The organism is Burkholderia sp. AU30198, assembly GCF_020419825.1.
In the GTDB taxonomy this organism is placed as follows: Bacteria; Pseudomonadota; Gammaproteobacteria; order Burkholderiales; family Burkholderiaceae; genus Burkholderia.
On record NZ_JAIZSA010000018.1, the window covers coordinates 24,892 to 44,163 of the forward strand.

General features: G+C 68.2%; 16 protein-coding genes. 7 read left to right on the forward strand and 9 right to left on the reverse strand.

Annotated elements, in window-relative coordinates; translation table 11 throughout:
* The first annotated feature begins 166 nt into the window (after positions 1-166).
* Together LGN19_RS30960 and LGN19_RS30965 are read left to right on the forward strand one after the other, a co-directional pair.
* Complete coding sequence (locus LGN19_RS30960; protein ID WP_226219007.1) at positions 167-2,896, forward strand: ATP-binding protein; 2,730 nt, start codon at positions 167-169, stop codon at positions 2,894-2,896.
* Positions 2,893-4,164 carry an EAL domain-containing protein gene (locus tag LGN19_RS30965; RefSeq protein WP_226219009.1) on the forward strand — a complete coding sequence of 424 codons (1,272 nt, stop codon included), beginning with the start codon at positions 2,893-2,895 and terminating at the stop codon, positions 4,162-4,164. Before LGN19_RS30960 ends, LGN19_RS30965 begins: the two co-directional genes overlap by 4 nt.
* 168 nt (positions 4,165-4,332) lie before the next feature.
* Here the strand turns inward: LGN19_RS30965 and LGN19_RS30970 are convergent, their stop codons facing one another.
* Positions 4,333-5,049 (reverse strand): TetR/AcrR family transcriptional regulator, encoded by a 717-nt coding sequence (locus LGN19_RS30970; RefSeq protein ID WP_122950086.1) that lies wholly within the window; start codon positions 5,047-5,049, stop codon positions 4,333-4,335.
* Positions 5,050-5,102: 53 nt separating this feature from the next.
* Here LGN19_RS30970 and shc point away from each other — a divergent pair, with 53 nt between their 5' ends.
* Positions 5,103-7,157: a squalene--hopene cyclase gene (gene shc, locus LGN19_RS30975; protein WP_226219011.1), complete on the forward strand. Its 2,055-nt coding sequence runs from the start codon at positions 5,103-5,105 to the stop codon at positions 7,155-7,157.
* A 25-nt stretch (positions 7,158-7,182) separates the two neighbouring features.
* On the opposite strand, the gene LGN19_RS30980 is transcribed toward shc, so the two are convergent.
* Positions 7,183-7,845: an ankyrin repeat domain-containing protein gene (locus LGN19_RS30980; protein ID WP_226219013.1), complete on the reverse strand. Its 663-nt coding sequence runs from the start codon at positions 7,843-7,845 to the stop codon at positions 7,183-7,185.
* 185 nt (positions 7,846-8,030) lie between these two features.
* Between LGN19_RS30980 and LGN19_RS30985 the strand changes: the two genes are divergently transcribed.
* Positions 8,031-8,402 (forward strand): cupin domain-containing protein, encoded by a 372-nt coding sequence (locus LGN19_RS30985; RefSeq protein WP_374102129.1) that lies wholly within the window; start codon positions 8,031-8,033, stop codon positions 8,400-8,402.
* Positions 8,403-8,524: 122 nt separating this feature from the next.
* Entirely contained in the window at positions 8,525-9,412 is an 888-nt protein-coding gene (locus LGN19_RS30990) for a LysR substrate-binding domain-containing protein (protein ID WP_226219015.1), read from the forward strand.
* 12 nt (positions 9,413-9,424) lie between these two features.
* Here LGN19_RS30990 and LGN19_RS30995 read toward each other — a convergent pair whose 3' ends face one another.
* The 7 genes from LGN19_RS30995 to LGN19_RS31025 form a co-directional block, all read right to left on the reverse strand.
* Positions 9,425-10,111, reverse strand: a complete 687-nt coding sequence (locus LGN19_RS30995) for an HAD family hydrolase (RefSeq protein WP_122950091.1) — start codon at positions 10,109-10,111, stop codon at positions 9,425-9,427.
* 141 nt (positions 10,112-10,252) lie between these two features.
* The gene (locus LGN19_RS31000; RefSeq protein ID WP_226219017.1) at positions 10,253-12,391 is read right to left on the reverse strand and encodes a phosphocholine-specific phospholipase C; all 2,139 of its coding nucleotides are present in this window, start codon (positions 12,389-12,391) and stop codon (positions 10,253-10,255) included.
* A 37-nt stretch (positions 12,392-12,428) separates the two neighbouring features.
* On the reverse strand, positions 12,429-12,689 hold the full coding sequence (locus tag LGN19_RS31005; protein WP_122950093.1) for a hypothetical protein: 261 nt from the start codon (positions 12,687-12,689) through the stop codon (positions 12,429-12,431).
* An 11-nt stretch (positions 12,690-12,700) separates the two neighbouring features.
* The gene (locus tag LGN19_RS31010) at positions 12,701-14,821 is read right to left on the reverse strand and encodes a hypothetical protein (RefSeq protein ID WP_226219019.1); all 2,121 of its coding nucleotides are present in this window, start codon (positions 14,819-14,821) and stop codon (positions 12,701-12,703) included.
* 163 nt (positions 14,822-14,984) lie between these two features.
* Positions 14,985-16,154, reverse strand: a complete 1,170-nt coding sequence (gene ampC, locus LGN19_RS31015) for a class C beta-lactamase (protein ID WP_226219021.1) — start codon at positions 16,152-16,154, stop codon at positions 14,985-14,987.
* A 359-nt stretch (positions 16,155-16,513) separates the two neighbouring features.
* Positions 16,514-17,323 carry an alpha/beta fold hydrolase gene (locus LGN19_RS31020; RefSeq protein ID WP_175223468.1) on the reverse strand — a complete coding sequence of 270 codons (810 nt, stop codon included), beginning with the start codon at positions 17,321-17,323 and terminating at the stop codon, positions 16,514-16,516.
* Positions 17,324-17,393: 70 nt separating this feature from the next.
* Positions 17,394-17,858, reverse strand: a complete 465-nt coding sequence (locus LGN19_RS31025; protein WP_175223469.1) for a hypothetical protein — start codon at positions 17,856-17,858, stop codon at positions 17,394-17,396.
* Positions 17,859-18,261: 403 nt separating this feature from the next.
* Here LGN19_RS31025 and LGN19_RS39665 point away from each other — a divergent pair, with 403 nt between their 5' ends.
* The gene (locus LGN19_RS39665; protein ID WP_006405345.1) at positions 18,262-18,396 is read left to right on the forward strand and encodes a hypothetical protein; all 135 of its coding nucleotides are present in this window, start codon (positions 18,262-18,264) and stop codon (positions 18,394-18,396) included.
* A gap of 89 nt (positions 18,397-18,485) precedes the next feature.
* Positions 18,486-19,265, forward strand: a complete 780-nt coding sequence (locus tag LGN19_RS31030) for a class I SAM-dependent methyltransferase (RefSeq protein WP_226219022.1) — start codon at positions 18,486-18,488, stop codon at positions 19,263-19,265.
* Positions 19,266-19,272: the final 7 nt, after the last annotated feature.

The following is a 19,272-nucleotide window of genomic DNA, read 5'->3' on the forward strand; positions in this document are numbered from 1 at the left end:
ATTCGCCGGCAAGTTTTTTCGCTCGGGCCGCAAAAGTCAAGACCCGCGCAGTCGCTCGCACCTCGCCCGACACGCGCCGGCCGGCCGTGCATCGTTGCATCGCATCGGTAATCCGACAATAATCGGAGCGCCCGCAGTCAGCGCAATCCGCACCGACGCCCACACCATGCGCATCAAACGAGAGTATCAATCCTGGGTCGCGAACGAAACGCTCGAAGACTACGCGCTGCGCTACGCGGCGCGCTCGTACCGCCGCTGGACGCCATTCACGCTCGCCAACACCGCGCTGGGCGGCGCGTCGTTCCTGGCGCTGGAAGCCATCGGCGCCAGCGTCACGCTGAGCTTCGGTTTTCAGAACGCGTTTCCCGCGATCGTGCTGGTTTGCCTGCTGATCTTTCTGATCGGCCTGCCGGTGGCCTACTACGCCAGCGTGTCCAACGTCGACATCGACCTGCTCACGCGCGGCGCCGGCTTCGGCTACGTCGGCTCGACCGTCACGTCGCTGATATACGCGTCTTTCACGTTCATCTTCTTCGCGCTCGAATCGGCCATTCTCGCGCAGGCGCTGGCGCTGGCCACCGGGCTCGACCTCACGGTCGGCTATCTGATCTGCTCGCTGGTGATCGTGCCGCTGGTTTTCTTCGGCGTCACGCTGATCAACAAGCTGCAGATGTGGACCCAGCCGCTGTGGGTCGTGCTACTGGTGTTGCCATTCATCTCTATCCTGCACCACGACCCGCACGTGCTGGCGCAATGGGCCGCGTTCACCGGCCGAAACGGCGGCGGCTCGCCCCGCTTCGACCTGCTGGCCTTCGGTGCGGCCGCCGGCGTGCTGTTTTCGCTGGTGGGTCAGATCGGCGAGCAGGTCGACTATCTGCGCTTCCTGCCCGAACGCACGCGCGAAAACCGCGTCGCGTGGTGGAGCGCGTTGCTGCTCGCGGGCCCCGGCTGGATCCTGATCGGCGGGCTCAAGGTGCTGGCCGGCAGCCTGCTGGCGGTGCTGGCGATCGGGGCGGGCGTGCCCAGCGGGCAGGCGATGGAGCCGATCCATATGTATCTGTGGGCCTACGGCGAGGTGTTCGAGCGGCACGAAGTCGTGCTGGCGGCGGCGCTGCTGTTCGTGCTCGTCTCGCAGATCAAGATCAATGTGACCAATGCGTATGCCGGCTCGCTCGCCTGGTCGAACGTGTTCGTGCGGCTCACGCACTATCATCCGGGGCGCGTGGTCTGGCTGGTGTTCAATGTCGTGATCGCGCTGCTGCTGACGCTGCTCGGCATCTTCAGCACGCTGGAAGCGGTGCTCAGCGTCTACGCGAATCTGGTGATCGCGTGGCTGGGCGCGCTCGCGGCCGACCTGATGGTGCTCAAGCCGCTCGGCATCAGCCCGCGCGAGGTGGAATTCCGTCGCGCGTATCTGCACGCCTTCAATCCGGTCGGCTGCGGCGCGATGGTGATCGCATCGCTGGCCGGCGTCTGCGCGTATGCCGGCCTGTTCGGCCCGCTGGCGCAGGCCTACTCGGCCTTCATCTCGCTCCTTGCCTCGTTCGCCAGCGCCATCGCCATCGCCTTCGCCACCGGAGGACGCTATTACATCGCGCGCGACAATACGCATTACCGCGAGCAGGATGCCGACGAGACGATCCGCTGCTGCGTGTGCGAGCGTGACTACGAAGCGCCGGACATGGCGCACTGCCCGTTCTATCAAGGCCCGATCTGTTCGCTGTGCTGCGGGCTCGACAACCACTGCCACGATGCGTGCAAACGCCCGGGCGCGCTCGACGCGCACGCGCCAACAAGCCACGGCGAGCTGGCCAGGGTGCTCGCGCCGAGCTTTACCGGGCGACTGACCCGCTTCTTCGGCCTGTTTCTCATCGCGGCGGCGGCGATGGGTGCGATCTTCCTGCTGGCCTGGCGCCTGATGTCCACGGGCGCCGCGCCGCCGGCTGCGGGTTTCGGCAATCTGCTGTTGCGTACCTACACGGCCACGCTTCCGCTGCTGGCCTTCGGCGCGTGGTGGATCGTGCTGACGCACGAAAGCCGGGAGCTGGCGCGCGCGGAACTGGTCGAGTCGCTGCGCCATCTCGAATCGGCGCGCAAAACGCTGGTCGAATCCGAGAAGATGGCGTCTCTGGGCGGCCTGGTGGCCGGCGTCGCACACGAGATCAATACGCCGGTCGGCATTGTCGTCAGCGCGGCGTCCTACCTGCAGGATCGCACGGACGCAGCGTCGACCCTGCATGCGCGCGGCGCGTTGCCTCCCGCCGAGCTCGAACGCTATTTTGCCGACGCCGCGCAATCGGCCCGGTTGCTGTTGTCCAATGCCAACCGCGCGGCCCAGCTCGTGCAAAGTTTCAAGCAGGTAGCCGTCGACCAGACCAGCGAGAAGCGCCGCAGCTTCGACCTCGGCGACTACCTGCGCGATACGCTGCTGAGCCTCGAGCCGAGGCTGCGCGATACCCGCGTGTCGCTGCTGATCGATTGCCCGGCCGGCATCGTAATGGACAGCTATCCCGGCCCGATCGCGCAGATCGCCACCAACCTCGTGATGAATTCGCTGCAGCACGGTTTCGCCGACGGCCGCGCCGGCATCATCACCATCAGCGCGCGACAGGCCGCCGACGACGAGGTCGTGATCCGCCATGGCGACGACGGCTGCGGCATTCCGCGTGCACTGCACGGGAAGATTTTCGAGCCGTTCTTTACGTCGCGCCGCGGCCAGGGCGGCAGCGGACTGGGGCTGCACCTCGTCTACAACCTGATCACGCAGCGGCTGTGCGGCACCATTTCGGTGGAAGACCGCGACGGCGGCGGCGTCACCTTTCTGGTGCAGGTGCCGCGCGTCACGCCGTCGGCCAAGGCCACCATTCCCGTTGTTCCCACCGGAAATCCCTCATGAATGCAGACGCATCGACGCTCCCGTGGCAGGTCCTGCTGGTCGACGACGAACCCGCGGTGCACGAAGTCACCCGCCTCGTGCTGCGCGACCTGACCTTTTCCGGCCGCCCGGTGATCTTCCACAGCGCGTACTCGGGCGAGCAATGCCTCGCCCACCTCGCGGCTCATCCGGACACGGCGCTGACGCTGCTGGACGTCGTGATGGAAACGGACCATGCCGGGCTGGATGTCGTGCAACGCATCCGCCGGCAGTTGCGCAACACCGACGTGCAGATCGTGCTGCGCACCGGCCATCCCGGCATGGCGCCCGAGGCGCGGGTCGTGACCGACTATGAAATCAACGGCTACTTCGTCAAAACCGAGCTCACCGCGCAAAAGCTACTCTCGGTGGTGATTGCCGGGCTGCGCAGCTACCAATACCTGAAGACGTTGCGGCAAACGCATACGCCGCAGGACGGCCCGAGCGACGACGGCGCCATCGGCCGCGTTCTGGACGCAACCCGCTACCGCCTGCTCGCCCAGTGCCAGTTCGAACTGGCCGACGGCACGCCGGCGTCCGTCGCGTTGCTGCCGGAATGGCCGGTCGCCGACGGCTGGATGCCGCACGCGGCCGTCTCCGGCAAGATCCACGGCGCGGTGCGGATATCGGCAGTCAACGCAGCGCTGCTGCGCGATGCGTGCGCACTGGCGAACGCGTGGCGTGCCGAGCGTGACCACGGCGCGCCCGCGCATGACGCGGCCGGCCGGCCGCTGCGGATCAGCGTGCCACTGCTGCTACCCGCGGCCGGCAACGATGCCGATACGTTTCAGCACCTCACGAGCCTCGTGCGCGACGCGCTGGCCGACGCCGGCCTGCCCGGCAGCGCGCTCGACATCCAGTTGCCCGGAAACCTGCCGTCCGTCTCCGACGGCGCCGAGGCCGCACGCGACGCGTGTGCGCAGTTGCGGGACATGGGCGTGTCGATCACGCTGAACGATATCGGCAACGGCCCGATCTCGCTCGCGCATCTGCGCCGGTTGATGCCGGACCGGCTGCAGATCGCGGCCAGCGGCGCGTGCGACGTGGCCGACGATGCGGAGCTCGCGGCGATTGCCCGCGCGGTGATCGCGCTCGGACATACGCTCGGCGTGCAGGTGCTCGCCAGCGGCGTCACGCGGGCGGCGGACCTGCAGTTCTTCAAATGGGAGGGCTGCGACCTCTGCCAGGGCGACCTGACGGGCCCGCGCTGGGACGCGGAGAACTGGCGACAGATGTTGCCCGCGAGCTAGGGTCGGTATACGTATGGAACGCGCCTGCGAGTGCCAGCAATCTCTCGCAGGACGGCGTCGCCCGGCGCTTGTTTTGCATGACTGAACGCTCGGCCGACGCGCGACGATAAGACGGGCGTCAGACGCCTCGCCGATCTCGTCGCGTTGTTCGGCGACTGACGGTGGCGATCAGCCGCGCCGGCCGCGCGTCGCGCCGCCGGTACGCGCCGGCCGTTCACCAGCACTCATGCGATCGAGTTGTCGCACGATTTCCGCGCGCAGTTCGGCCGACATCTGTACGCTGTCGAGCAATTCCGAGATCCACAGTCCGTCGGCGGCGAGCCGGCAGATCATCAGCGTCGCGGCCTGCTCGAGCGGCACGGGGTCCGGCCGCGTCCATTCCCGCATCGGCACCGACCATCGTTCGCGCGTGTCCTGGTCGGTAATCATCGACGCGACCAGCACGCGCAGCACGTCGGTGCTCGCGGCCGGATGCACAGCATCGAGCACCGTATGTACGTATGCGCGCGCCGCCGCGCCGTCGCCGCCGGAATCGGCCTCGACGCGCGCGGCCATGTGCGCGGCGAACCGCTCGGTCGCCTGACCGAACAGCGCATCCAGCAGCCCCTGCTTGTTCGCGAAGTGATACTGCAGCGCGCCTTTCGTCACACCGGCACGCTCGGCCACCGCATCGAGCGTCAACGCGGCCACGCCATGATGGGTCGCGATTTCCGATGCGGCCGCCAGCAACTGCGCGCGCACCTGATCCGGCGCTTTTTTCCGACGCACGCCGGCGGTGGCGACGGCCGGCGCCGACGATGCCTCAGGCGCCCGCGCACCGGCCGTTCCAGCCGGTTCGACGGGCGCGGACGCATCGCGCGGCGCGGGTTCGAGGTGTTTTTTCATGGTGCGGATGGTAGCACCCGGGCGTCTCGAGATAAACATTCCGGCCGGATGGTATGATCCGCCGCATGACTACACCCACCCCCTCCCCCTGGTCCGCGCTCGACACCGCCATCGCCCGTGGACGCGACGCCCTCGTGCGTCTCCAGCAGCCCGACGGCAGTTGGTGTTTCGAACTCGAATCCGATGCGACGATCACCGCGGAATACATCCTGATGATGCATTTCATGGACAAGATCGACGACATCCGCCAGGAGAAGATGGCGTGCTACCTGCGCGCGAACCAGCGGTTGGACACGCATGGCGGCTGGGCGCTGTACGTCGACGGCGATCCGGACGTGTCGTGCAGCGTGAAAGCGTACTTCGCGCTGAAGGCGGCGGGTGACAGCGAACACGCGCCGCACATGGTCCGCGCGCGCGACGCGATCCTGAAGCTCGGCGGCGCGGCACGCGCGAACGTGTTCACGCGCATCCTGCTCGCGACGTTCGGCCAGGTGCCGTGGCGCGCGGCGCCGTTCATGCCGATCGAATTCGTGCTGTTCCCGAAGTGGGTGCCGATCTCGATGTACAAGGTCGCGTACTGGGCGCGGACGACGATGGTGCCGCTGCTCGTGCTGTGCTCGCTGAAGGCGCGCGCGCGCAATCCGCGCAACATCTCGATGCGCGAGCTGTTCGTCACCCCGCCGGACGAGGAGCGTCAATACTTCCCGCCCGCGCGCGGCATGCGCAAGCTGTTCCTCGCACTCGACCGCACGGTGCGCCATGTCGAGCCGCTGATGCCGAAGGGTCTGCGGCAGCGCGCGATCCGCCACGCCGAAGCGTGGTGCGCGGAGCGCATGAACGGCGAGGACGGGCTCGGCGGCATCTTCCCGCCAATCGTGTATGCGAATCAAATGATGCAGGTGCTCGGCTACCCGGACGATCACCCGCTGCGTCGCGACTGCGACAATGCGCTGGAAAAGCTGCTGGTCACGCGGCCCGACGGCAGCATGTATTGCCAGCCTTGCCTGTCGCCGGTGTGGGATACCGCGTGGAGCACGATGGCGCTCGAGCAGGCGCGCGGCGTGGCGGCGCCGGAAGACGGCGAGCCGGGCGAAGCACGGCGCGCACTCGACCAGCGCATCGGCCGCGCGTACGACTGGCTGGCCGCACGCCAGGTGAACGACCTGCGCGGCGACTGGATCGAGAACGCGCCGGCCGACGTCCAGCCGGGCGGATGGGCGTTCCAGTACGAGAACCCGTACTACCCCGACATCGACGACACCGCGGTCGTCACCGCGATGCTCGACCGCCGCGGCCGCACGCACTGCAACGCGGACGGCACGAACCCGTATGCGCCGCGCGTCGCGCGCGCGCTCGACTGGATGCGCGGGCTGCAATCGCGCAACGGCGGCTTCGGGGCGTTCGACGCCGATTGCGACCGCCTGTACCTGAACGCGATCCCGTTCGCCGATCACGGCGCACTGCTCGATCCGCCGACCGAGGACGTGTCGGGCCGCGTGCTGCTGTGCTTCGGCGTGACGAAACGCGCGGACGAACGCGCGTCGCTCGCGCGCTGCATCGACTACGTGAAGCGCACGCAGCAGCCCGACGGCAGCTGGTGGGGCCGCTGGGGCACGAACTACATCTACGGCACGTGGAGCGTGCTGGCCGGCCTCGCGCTCGCCGGCGAGGACAAGTCGCAGCCGTACATCGCACGCGCGATCGAATGGCTGCGCTCGCGACAGCATGCGGACGGCGGCTGGGGCGAGACGAACGACAGCTACATCGACCCGAAGCTGAGCGGCACCAATGGCGGCGAGAGCACGTCGAACTTCACCGCGTGGGCGCTGCTCGCGCAGATGGCGTTCGGCGACTGCGAATCCGATTCGGTGAAGCGCGGCATCGCGTACCTGCAGTCGGTCCAGCAGGAAGACGGCTTCTGGTGGCACCGCTCGCACAATGCGCCGGGCTTTCCGCGCATCTTCTACCTGAAGTATCACGGCTACACCGCGTACTTCCCGCTGTGGGCGCTCGCGCGCTATCGGCGGCTGGCGGGTGCGGCGGCAGCGCGGGGTTCGGCCACGCGCGGTGCTGCGGCAGTCCCGGCGACGGACACAGCTGTTGCCTGAGCGGTGACGTGACGGCGCAACGCCGTCACACGAAGCCCTCTTCGACCAGCGTGCAGCCGCGCGCCGTGATCTCGTGCCGCTGGCCCGAGCCGTCGACCACGCGCCACCAGCTTGCGGATACGAGCACGGCTGCGGCGCCGTCCTCGCGCAGCGCATAGTCGAACCCGCCGTACATGCCCGGCACCGCGAACCATACGCGTTCGGCCTGCGCGTCGAGTTCAAGCAGCGGTTCGAGTTCGGGCAGGCGCAGCGCGTCGACGCGCAGGCGTGCGATACGGCCGAGCATCATCTCGTGGAAGTGGCGCTGGATGGCGCGCAGCGTATCGTCGGGCACGAAGCGTCGCGGCTGCGGCGTCAGCAGATCGATCAGGTGCCGATGCCCGCGCTGCTCGGCAATATCGACCGGACGCGCACCATGTGCATCGCGCAGCATGCGCCACGCGCCGAGCTGCAACAGTTCGGTGACGACCTCTTTCGGCGCACCGTTGTATGCCGCCTGATGCAGCGGTGTATAGAGCGACGTGCCACCCAGCCGAGTCGCGTTGACGAGCCTCGACTGTTTCGCAACGAGATCCAGCATCGTCGCCCAGTCGCCGTTGCGCGCCGCGTCGGCCAACGCGTGCCGGCTCGCGACCTCAGCGTCGTGGAGCACATCGGCGCCCGTGATTCCATCCCATGTGATGCTCAATCGTTTCTCCTTTCGTCTTTCGCGCATCCACCGGCCGCGTCGTCCGCTCATCATAAGCGCTCGTCACGGCCGTGCACTCGCGACGCGAGCAGCGACGCCGGCAACCGCCAATCCGGGCTGCAATTGTGGAATCATGCGAACGCGCCGTCGGCGCGTTCATTTCACTTCGACGAAGGATGCCAGCCGTGCTCGACATTTCCACCATCACCGATGCCCTCACCCCGAACGGCGAACCCGTGCAATACCGCGTGCCGCCCGAGAAGCTGATTGCCGGCGACCCGCTGCAGACGCTCACCCCCGGCTTCACGAGCCCGTGCGGGCGCTTCTCGACCGGCATCTGGGAAAGCACGCCCGGCTGCTGGCGGGTCGCGTATACCGAAGCGGAATACTGCGAGATCCTGGCAGGCACGTCGGTGATCACCGACGAGGAAGGCAACGCGAAAACCCTTCGCACCGGCCATCGCTTCGTCATTCCGCCGGGCTTTCGCGGCACGTGGGAAGTCGTCGAACGCACGCGGAAGATCTTCGTCGCCTACGACGAGCAGCCGCCCGAATAAGCGGCGACCGCGACGCGGCGCACGCCACATCGCGCCCCAATTTGCCGCGCATTTCCACGACAATGACACGGCACTGACACACGCGACCGGTAATTTCCGCTCGTCTCGTCCCGTGTGTCGCCATGCTTGCCCTGCTTCTCGCCGCCTTCTACGAAACCGCCCGCCAGGGGAGCGTGACCGCCGCCGCGAAGCGCCTCGACGTGAGCCAGCCGACGATCACGTCGCGCATCCAGCAGCTCGAACGCCATTACGGTGTCGAGCTGTTCCATCGCCGCGGCAACCGTCTCGATCTCAGCGACGCGGGTGCGTCGCTGATGCCGATGATCGGCCAGATGCTGCAGATGGAAAACGATATCGATTTCGCGCTGCGCAACGAGCGCGAACTGCATACCGGCAACCTGCGCGTCGGCACGACCGGCCCGTTCTACATCCTGCCCGCGATCGCCGCGTTCCGGCGCCAGTATCCGGCCGTGAGGATCAGCATCGAGATCGGCAACTCGCAGCAGGTGCTCGACGCGCTCGTCGATTTTCGCTGCGACGTCGCGGTGTCGTCGCAGCGCGACGACGATCCGCGTTTCGTGCGGCATACGATCGCGAACGATCCGCTCGTGCTCGTCGTGCACCGTTCGCATCGGCTCGCCGCGCGCGAGTCGGTCACGCTCGCCGCGCTGGCCGGCGAGACGCTGCTGCTGCGCGAGGCCGGCTCGCGCACGCGCGCGCTGATGGAGCACGTGCTGAAGCAAGCGGGCATCGGGCTGCCCGCGAACGCGATCGAGCTCGGCAGTCGCGAAGCGATCCGCGAAGCCGTGCGGCACGACATGGGCTGCACGCTGATGCCGCGCGGCGAGGTCGGCGCGCATCCGGAACTGCGCGCGGTCGCGTTCGCCGACGATCTGCCGCCGATGCACGAATACCTGTACTACCTCGACGCGCGCGCCGACACGCGGCTGATTACCGCGTTCATGGCCAACGTCGACCGCCACGACGCGCGCACGCCGGCCTGCGCGTAACGGCGCACGCGCTCACACCGTTTCGAACAGCTCCACGATCCGCCAGCCGCGGGCCGTCGCCAGCGCGCGCAACCGGTCGTCCGGATTGGTGGCGACCGCATCCGTCACTTGCTCGAGCAGCGGGATGTCGTTATGCGAATCGCTGTAGAACCAGCTGCGCTCGAAGTCGGACCACGCGAGCCCGAGCGACGCGAGCCACGCGTCGGTCCGCACGATCTTCCCTTCCCGATAGCTCGGCACGCCGGCCGGCCGCCCCGTATAGCGCGAATCCGGCCGCCCGTCGACGGTTTCGAGCTCGCACGCGATCAGGTGATCGATGCCGAACGCGCGTGCGATCGGCCGCGTGATGAACGCATTCGTCGCGGTGACGATGCAGCACAGGTCGCCGCGCGCGCGATGATGACGCACGAGATCGAGCGCGGCCGGCGAGATCGCGGGCCGCACGACATCGGCCATGAAGCACGCGTGCCAGTGCGCGAGCCGTTCCCGCGAATAGCGGGCGAGCGGCGCGAGCATGTTGCACAGGTGCGCATGGATGTCGAGCGTGCCGGCCGCATAGCCGGCCGAGAACGCGGCGTCGATGCGGGCGAATTCGGCCGCGTCGATGAGACCATGCTCGACCATGAAATGGCCCCAGGCCTGGTCGCTGTCGAACGGAATGAGCGTGAAATCGAGATCGAAAAGCGCGAGTTGCGTCATCGAATGAAGCGTCGTGTGAACAGGAATGAATGAAAAACGCGCGGCCCCGTCGAATCGAGGCCGCGCACAAAAAGCCGCCGGCGCGGGTCGACGCGCCGGCGGCAACCGGTGATGCGACGCCGGCCGCCCGGCCGGCGCCGGTCAGCTGGACACGCCCATCGCCGGATCGCTGATGCTGTCCTTGCCGGTCTCGACCCGGCCCGCGAAGCGGCGCACGAGGCCGTTCTCGGCCGTCAGCGTGAAGTCGTACCAGCCGCTCGACGCCGCGAGCGTCCAGTACGGCTCGACCTGCATGCCGGCCGGCACCGAATAGCTCCAGGGGCCGTCAGTGCGGTACGCGTTCGACGTGACCGTGACCTGGCTCGCCGCGTTGCCGACGTTCATGATCGTCAGGTACACGGCGTCGTTCGCCGGGTCGTAGCACACGCGGATCTCCGGCACCGGCCCGCTCGCGGCCTTCGCGACGTTGCCCTGGAATTCGCGCAGGAAGCCATTCGGCCCGAGCACCCACAGGTCGTAGTTGCCCGCATCGTCGGCCACCGCGCGCCACGAATCCGACAACTGCTTGCCCGCCTCGACCGTATAGCGGCGCGGCGCGCGATCGAGATGCAGCTTGTCGTACACATGGAATACCGCACCGACCGTGCCGGTATTGCTGAACGTGAGCCACACCAGCCCGCCCGACACGTCGGCGCTCGCGCTCGTGTGCAGCTCGTACGGCAGCGCGCGCGACGGGCGCGTGCCGGCCGGCTGCGTCGGCATCTGCTGCGCGCTGACCGACGGCACCGGCACCGCGCCCTGCAGGCTTTGCTGCACGTGCTGCGCATCGGCCGCGGCCTTGGTCGGCGCCGGGAACGACGTCGCCGGGTTGCCGTTCGGGTTCTTGAAGTTGAAGGCCGACGTCAGGTCGCCGCACACCGCGCGACGCCACGGGCTGATGTTCGGCTCCTGCACGCCGAAGCGCTGCTCGATGAAGCGCAGCACCGACGTATGGTCGAACACCTCGGAGTTGACCCAGCCGCCCGTGCTCCACGGCGATACGACGAACATCGGCACGCGCGGGCCGGGCCCGTACGGGCGGCCGTCCGGCGCGAGCGGCGACGAATCGCCGGGCGGGTTCGGCAGCGTGAAGTATTCGTACTGCGTCGTGACGGTCGACTTGCCCGCATAGGTGCCATCCGCGTTGCGCGACGGCGCGTTCGGCGGCGGCATGTGATCGAAGAAGCAGTCGTTCTCGTCGTAGTTCACGATGAGCACGGTCTTGCTCCACACGTCCGGGTTCGCGGTCAGCGTGTCGAGCAGGCGCTGCAGGTAGTACGCGCCCTGCCCCGGCGTCGACGCGCCCGGGTGCTCGCAGTACGCGGTCGGCGACACGATCCAGCTCACCTGCGGCATCCGGTTCGCCGCGATGTCGTCGGCGAGCGACTGCAGGAAGCCGCCGTCGGGCATCGTGTTGCCGATCCCCTTGTACAGCGGCGACAGCGCTTCCATCGCCGGCGTATAAGGCGCGTTCGGCGAGCCCGGCACCGTCTCGTTGACCTTGCGGAACGCCGCGAAGCCCGCGAGCGGGTTGTCGGTGTAGTTGTCCGGCATGTTCTGGTAGACCTTCCAGCTCACGCCGGCCGCCTGCAGGCGCTCCGGGTAGGTCGTCCACGTCAGGCCCGTCTTCGACGAACCGAGGCCGTCCCAGCCGTCGTTGTTCACGACGGCCGTGTTCGAGCCCGTCGGGCCGTTCGTGCCGGTCCACAGGAAGATCCGGTTCGAGTTGGTGCCGCCGTGCAGCGAGCAGTGGTACGCATCGCACAGCGTGAACGCGTTCGCCAGCGCGAAGTGGAACGGCAGGTCGGACTGGCGCAGGTAGCCCATCGACGCGTCGCCCTTCGACGCGGGCCACGCGGTCATCCGGCCGTTGTCCCAGGCCGAGTGCGAATCGGTCCACGAGTGCGCGCCGCCGACGAGGAGCGCGTTGCCCTTCGTGCTGTCGAGGTAGAACGGCAGCACCGGGCGCTTGCCGTCGCTCTGCTGCCACACGGGCGTGCCGCCCGGCTGCGGGATCGTCAGGCGGTCGCCGAAGCCGCGCACGCCGGGCATCGTGCCGAAGTAATGATCGAACGAGCGGTTTTCCTGCATGAAGATCACGACGTGCTGCACGTCGTTGATCGTGCCGGTCTGGTTGTTGGCCGGAATCGCGAGCGCGCGCCGGATCGCCGGCGGGAACATCGAGAAGGCCGTGCCGGCGGCGGCGGCACGGAGAAACGAACGGCGGTCGATGGAAGTCATGGTCGAGAAGGAAGGTCGTCCCGGAAAGGCGCGCGCGTCACGGCGCGCAGCGCAGCTGCGAGTTCAGCGACGGCGATTGCAGCGCCGCCGTGCCCGATGCGGGGCACGGGCCGGCGCCCGGCGCCACGACGATCGGCACGGGCGCGCTCGCGCCGCCGGCACCAGCCGGCGCGGCATTCGCCTTCGCGGCGCTGGCGGCCGTGCCGCCCGAATCGTCGCCGCCGCAGCCGGCGACCAGCGCGCTCAGCACGCAGGCGGCGAGCGCGACGCGCACGCGGCGCAGGTTCGTCAGGTTCATGTCGGACTCCGTCAGTGAAGGATCGTCGACAGCGGCTTGCCCGAGCCCGCGACCGACTGCAGTTCGGTTTCGGTCACGACGCGGTTCCACATCGCGACGTCGGAGAAGCTCTCCACGTTCGGCTTGACCGTCGTGCACGCGTTGACCGTGTAGCCGCCGCTGTAGTGGCTCGCCGGGTAGCCGCACGCGAGCATGTGGTACTGGCCCGTGCCGTCCTCGTTCACGCCGAACGTCTTCGTGCCGAGGCCCGGCAACGCGGCCGCCGACACCGTGAGCGGCGTGCTCTGCTTCTGCTCGCCGAGCACCGGGTCGAACGTGTAGGCCGTCATCGTCTTGCCGACCGTGTCGATCACGAACGCCGCGTACACCCACTGGTTCGCGGTCACGCTCATCGTCTTCAGGTCGTTGCGGGTGGTGCCGTCGCCCGCGTTGTACTGGAGGTTGCAGGTGCCCGACGGCGCGCCCGATGCCTGCGGGAACAGCCCGATCGCGATGCCTGCGTTCTTGCCGCTCTGCCAGTTCTTGTTCGCGAACACCGGCGTGCCGAAGCCGACCACGTCGGTACACGGCGTCTTCAGCCACATGCCGATCGTGAACTGCGCCTGCGTCGCGATATCGGCGTTCTGCACGAGCTTGTAGCCGTCGTAGCCGTTCGTGTCGACGGTCTGCGTCGTCACCTGCAGCGCCTGCCCGCCGAACGGATCGGTGGTCAGCGAGCCGCCGTTCGCGGCGGCCGAGAACGGGCCCATCGTGCTCGCGTTCAGCGCATCGACGGCCGGCAGCGCGCCGAACGGGTAGTACGACGCGAGGCCGTTCTTCAGCGTCGTCGCAAGCGGTGGCGGGGGCGGCGGCGGCGGCACGTACGCGATCCGCGCGATGCTGCCGAGCGGCGCACCGCCCGCCGTCACCACGTAGTCGAAGCTGTAGGTGCCGGCGGCGCTCAGGCCGAGATTGCTGTCGGTATAGGTCGTCGTGCCGGCCGGCAGCGTCGCGATCTGCTGGCCCGCGCGGTACACCGCGATCGCGCCGCTCGCGGGCGCGGCCCACGTCAGCACGACGCTGTGGCCGTCGGTGCTCGCCGCGCCGGCGAGCTGCGACACCGGTTGCGTGCCGATCAGTTCGCCGCCGTCCATTTCGTATGCGGACGGCGCGGGCAGCGCGCCGAACTGCGCGAGCACGGTCGGCGCAATGTCCGCGATGCTGGCGCGCGTGTGCAGGTCGGCCAGCGACGCCGGCTGCGCGGCGCTGCCCAGCCGCCCGTTGTCGGCCTGGTTCATCGCGATGAAGGTCGTCGATTCGGACAGCAGCGGCAGGCCGTCGCTGCCGCCCGCCGCGTTCAGGCCGTGGCCGCCGGTGACGACGACCAGCCAGTTCTCCTTGTTGCGCTTCGCCGTTTCGGCGACGAGCGCGCCGACGGCCGCGTCGAGCTGCTGCAGCGTGTTCGCGTACGCCGATGCGCCGAGACCGTAGTTCAGCGCCGCATCCTGCGCCGAGTGGTACTGCGCGACGACGAGCGAGTAGCCCTGCTGGATCATCGTGGTGCCTTGCTGCGTGACGCAGCTGTCGACCGCCGCGCAATTCGCGAGCGTGTCGAGGCTGCCCGCGTTGCGCCCGGCGGTCAGCAGCGACGCGAGTGCCGGCGACCCGACGGCCGCGCCGAGCAGGCCGGCGTTGGCGGTCTTCAGCGTGTCGAAGGTAGTGGGCGCCTGCAGCGCCTGGTTCGGTGCGTCGGACAGCACCTGGTGGCGGTTGCCCCACGCGCCGGTGAGCAGCGTGGCCCAGCTCGGCGCGTCGAGGTTCGGCTGCTGCGACAGCAGGCCGTTGACGCCGCCGCTGTATGCGGGCGCGATGTGCAGCTTCGCGAGGTTCGGCAGTGTGCCGCCCGCGATGCCGGCCTGCAGTGCCGCATAGGTGACGCCGTCGAGCTCGATCACGAGCGCGCGGTTCGCGACCTGCTGGCCCGGCGGGTTGCCGCCGTTGCCCTTGCCGTTATCGGTGCCGCCGGACCCGCCGGCCGCGTTCGCCAACGGACCGGCCGCACCGCCGGTGCCATCCATGTTGCCGCCGCACGCGCCGAGCGCGCCGACCAAGGTCAGCCCGCACAGCAGCCGCGCGAGAGTGGTCTTCCGCATGTTTCCCCCTGACTGGACTATCCGGACACGCCCGGAGATCTGCCCGGATTCTGCTCAGGGGATGCGATGCACGTATTTCGTTTTGCAGAAGCGTGCCGATACAGGTATCAGTTTTTTTGGGGAGCGCCGGCCGCTTGGAACGGCCGACGCTCCGGCGGAAACGTTACCGCCGGCCGTCGAGCGCCCCGAGGATCCCGTACGCGGCCTTCACGCGGTCCTCGTTCGGATAGCTGCGGTTCGCGAGCATCACGATCGCGATCCGCTTCGACGGGACGAACGCGACATAGGTACTGAAGCCGTTGGTCGAGCCCGTCTTGTTGATCCACGTATCCGCGCTCGGCGAGAGCGGCGGCTTGATTGCGGTGGCCGGCAACCCGTCGCGCAGCATCTTCATCGAGTTGCCTTCGAGCAGCGCCGGCAGCGCGGCCGGATACGGATACTGTTCCCAGATCAGGTCCTGCGTCAGCGGCCCCGCGCGGAAATAGCCGGTGTGCGTGCGTTCAAGCGCGCGCTGCAAGCGCGGCGCGGTTTCGATCAGCCCCATGTTCGCCTGCACGAAGCGCAGCAGGTCGGCCGCCGTGGTGCGCACGCCGTAGGCCGGCTGCCACAGCATGCCGCCCGTCATCCGGATCGGCTTGCCGTCCTGCGTATAGCCCTGTGCATAGTCGGCCTGGCGCGCGTCGGGCACGTTGATATACGTGTGCGTCATCCCGAGCGCGGGGAAGAGCCGCTGCTCCATCAGCACCGCGAAATCCTTGTGCATCGCCTTCGCGGTGAGCCACCCGAGCATCCCGACCGACACGTTCGAATACGTGCGGTACGTACCCGGCGCATGCGCGGGCCGCCACGCGTCGAGATAGCGGATCAGGCCCGCATCGTCGCGGATGCTGTCCGGCACCTGCACCGGCATCCCGCCGGACGTGTGCGTGCCGAGATCAAGCAGCGTCACGACGCCGAACGGCTTGCCCTGCACCGCGGGCAGGTACTTGCCCGCCGGATCGGCGAGCGACAGTTCGCCGCCCTCCTGCGCGTCGGCCGCGAGTGTCGCGGTCAGCGTCTTGCTGACGGAGCCGATCTCGAACAGCGTATCGCCGGTGACGGGCTTGCCGGTTTGCGTCGACATCACACCGTAGTCGAACACATAGGGCTTGCCGTCGGCGACGATGCCGATCGCCATGCCGGGAATCGCGTACTGCTTCATCAGCGGCGCGATATGGCGGGTCACGGTGTCGTGGAGGTCGTCCTGGGTGGCGGCGGCCGCGCGGCCGGCCGTGGCGGTGGCGCACGCGGCGACGAGCAGGGTCGCGGCGAAGCGTGTCGCGTTGAATCGCATGGTTGCGGTTCCTTTGATTTCTGATGGTTGCGTGGACAACGGATCTGGCCGCGCCATGCGGAAATCGCAGTGGCCGGCCTGCCGAAGCAGGACTATCCACTGCCGGCCCGCCGCCAACAATCGACGATATGTTGCGCGAGCCGAAAGAAAAACTTATGCGATAGGCGACGCGTCGGAACACGCTGCCGCCAGCGCGGCGCGCTCGACGGTGTGCCTGGAACACCGGAACACCGATACACGCGCCGCCAAGCGTGCGGCCACGGGAGCGACACGCGCGGGACGTTGCCGGACGAGCGGTACGGCAGGCCGGTCACGGTGCGCGCGATCCCCGGCGCCGGCAACACGGTGAGGTGAGCGTGTCAGCGCGGCAGCCGGTCGAGGAACGCGAGCATCGCCGCGTTGAATCGCGCGGGTCGTTGCAGCGGCGCGAAATGGCTCACGCCGGGCAGGATCGTCAGCGTCGCGCCCGGAATCGTGCGCGCCAGGTATGCCGCATGCTCGGGCCGGATGAATTCGTCGTGCTCGCCCAGCACGATCGTGACCGGCACGGCGATCGCCGCGAGATCCTGCGCGTGGTAATCCGGTTGCGTGCGCATCATTTCGCTGACCGCCGCGACGAATGCATCGAACTGGTCCGGCGTCGCGGACAGCGCTGCGTAGTCCTTGCGATGCCGCGCGAAGCAGCGCTCGAGCAGCGGGCTCGGCGCCATCTCCTTCGTCCCGCCCGGATCCATGTTGCACGCGAAGAAGAACACGCCGGCTGCGCGTTCCGGCGCGCGATCGGCCAGCACGAGCGCGATGCACGCGCCGTCGCTCCAGCCAACGAAGCGCGCGCGGTCGACGTGCAGCGCGTCGAGGACGGCGAGCACGTCCGACGCCATGCGTTCGTAGGAATAGGGTTGGTCGTCGCGCGTGCTGCGGCCGTGGCCGCGGCTGTCGATCACGATCGCGCGGTAGCCGGCCGCGAGCAGCGCCGGCACCTGGTTGCCCCAGTTGCCGCCGTGACCGAGGCCGCCGTGCAGCAGCACGACCGGCGGGCCGTGGCCGAACGACGCGTGCCAGATCCGCGCGCCGTCGTGTTCCAGCCATCCTTGCGCATCGGCCGCCGGCAGCGGCGTGCCGCCCTGTGCGTCGAAGCGGACGAGGTCGTCGTCGATTTCCGCATTCATCGTTCTGCCGTCCTGTCGAGGGAGACGCGCTTGCGATTGTAATGCGTGCGGCCGACGCGGCCGCAACCGGTCAGGCTTGCGTCGACACCAGCCCGCCCGTCGACGAGCCGCCCGACTTCTCGATCACCGCCGCGAGTTGCGAGATCGCGGTGGCCAGCGCCCCCGAGATCGCGCCGGCTTCCGCGCTCAGCGACTGCTGTTCGATCGCCGCGGCCGGGTCGTCCTTCGCGCGCTGGGCCGCGCTCGCCATCTGGCGCTCGATCGTGGCCAACTGCTTCTGCAGCCGCTCGATCAACGCTTTCAGTTGGGCCACCGCAGGGTCTTCCGACGACGCGCCCGATGCACCGAGCGTTTCGCCGGTGGCGCCGGTCGAACCCGGTGCGCCGGTGGTGCCCGTCGTACTCGTCGCGCCATCGGTGGAGGACGCTGCGGCGGGCGCGGCCGAGGTTGTCGCCGCGGCGGCCGACGAAGCGTTCGTGCTCGGGCTACCGTCCGCCAGCGGGGCGCGCGTGGTCGTGGAGAAATCGATCTGCATCGTGTCGGTCCGTGTGTAGGTAAGCGAATCGTGACTGGGGCGGAAATGCCTTCCAACTTGTTTACGGCATTCGTCACACGAAACTTGAATATCGGGACCGGACTGATTTGGCGGAAGATCGCATTCTTTTAGCTTCGAAAGGGCCAGATTAGCGACATCGCGGCGCTGGTAAAATTGCTGCTTCGCCAGCGGAATCCGCGTGCCGACCACCTCCGGGCGCGAGCGCGCAACGCCGCCGGTCTCGACTCCCGCCCTGCCGGGCGCGGCACGCCACGCGTGTCGACGCCGCGGTCGCGGCTGCGCGGGTCGCCTTTTCCGTTCGCCTGCGTGCCCCGCTCGCCGATTCGAGCGGCGAACGCCATGCGGCGCGCGCTCACTTCATCACGCATTCGAGGAACATACGATGGCCCGCATCGGCGCCTTCTGCATCACGACGTGGCTTGCCGCCGCGATTCTCTACTTCGGCCAGCACTCCGTCGCGATGATCGCGTTGAGCGGTGTCGTCGTATTTGGCGGGTTCGACCTGCTGCGTCCGTAAGCGCACACGGTCGCGACGGCTGACGCGACTGTGATAGCCTCTCCCGCACCATCCGTCACGCGCACGCCTCGCTGGCGAACAGGAGAAGGGTGTTGAATCGGAACCTGAATCGCCACCCGTCGGCCATGGCCTGCAAGGTGTGTGCGGCCCACGCCCCCATCTGCGGCCTGGTCGATTTCTCGCGCAGCGGCGCCGACTTCATGACCGGGAAAAAAGTCGACCCGTATGCGGGAATCCCGATCTACTACCACGCTTGCGAGCAATGCGGCTTCACGTGGGCGCCCGCATTCGACAGCTGGACGCACGACGATTTCTCACGGCATGTGTACAACGCCGACTATGTGCGCCACGACCCCGAGTATCTCGAGATCCGTCCGCAACAGCAGGCCGACCTGATCTGCGCCAGTTTTCCGGACATGCGGGAAGGCCGGATTCTCGATTTCGGCTCGGGGCTGGGCTTGCTGGAACGGAAACTGTCGGCGCGCGGCTTCACGGACGTGACGTCGTACGATCCGTTCTCGCACCCGGCGCCCCCCGAAGGCACGTTCGATACGATCCTGTCGTTCGAAGTGTTCGAGCATCATCCGGCGCCGTTCGACCTCTTCGACCAGATCATGCGTTATCGGAAGCCCGATGGCGCGCTGCTGTTCCAGACATCGCTGATCACCCGGGACATCATCGATCGCGGCCTCGATCAGTGGTCATATTGCATCCCGCGCAACGGGCACGTCTCGTTTTACACCCCGCAGTCCCTGACGCTGCTTGCCCAACGCCACGGGCTCGAATATGGCGCGATCAGTCCCTGGCTGCACGTCGTCTTCGATCGCACCGCGACACCGCGCTGGCTCGGCAAATTTCTCAATCCGTAACGGCTTG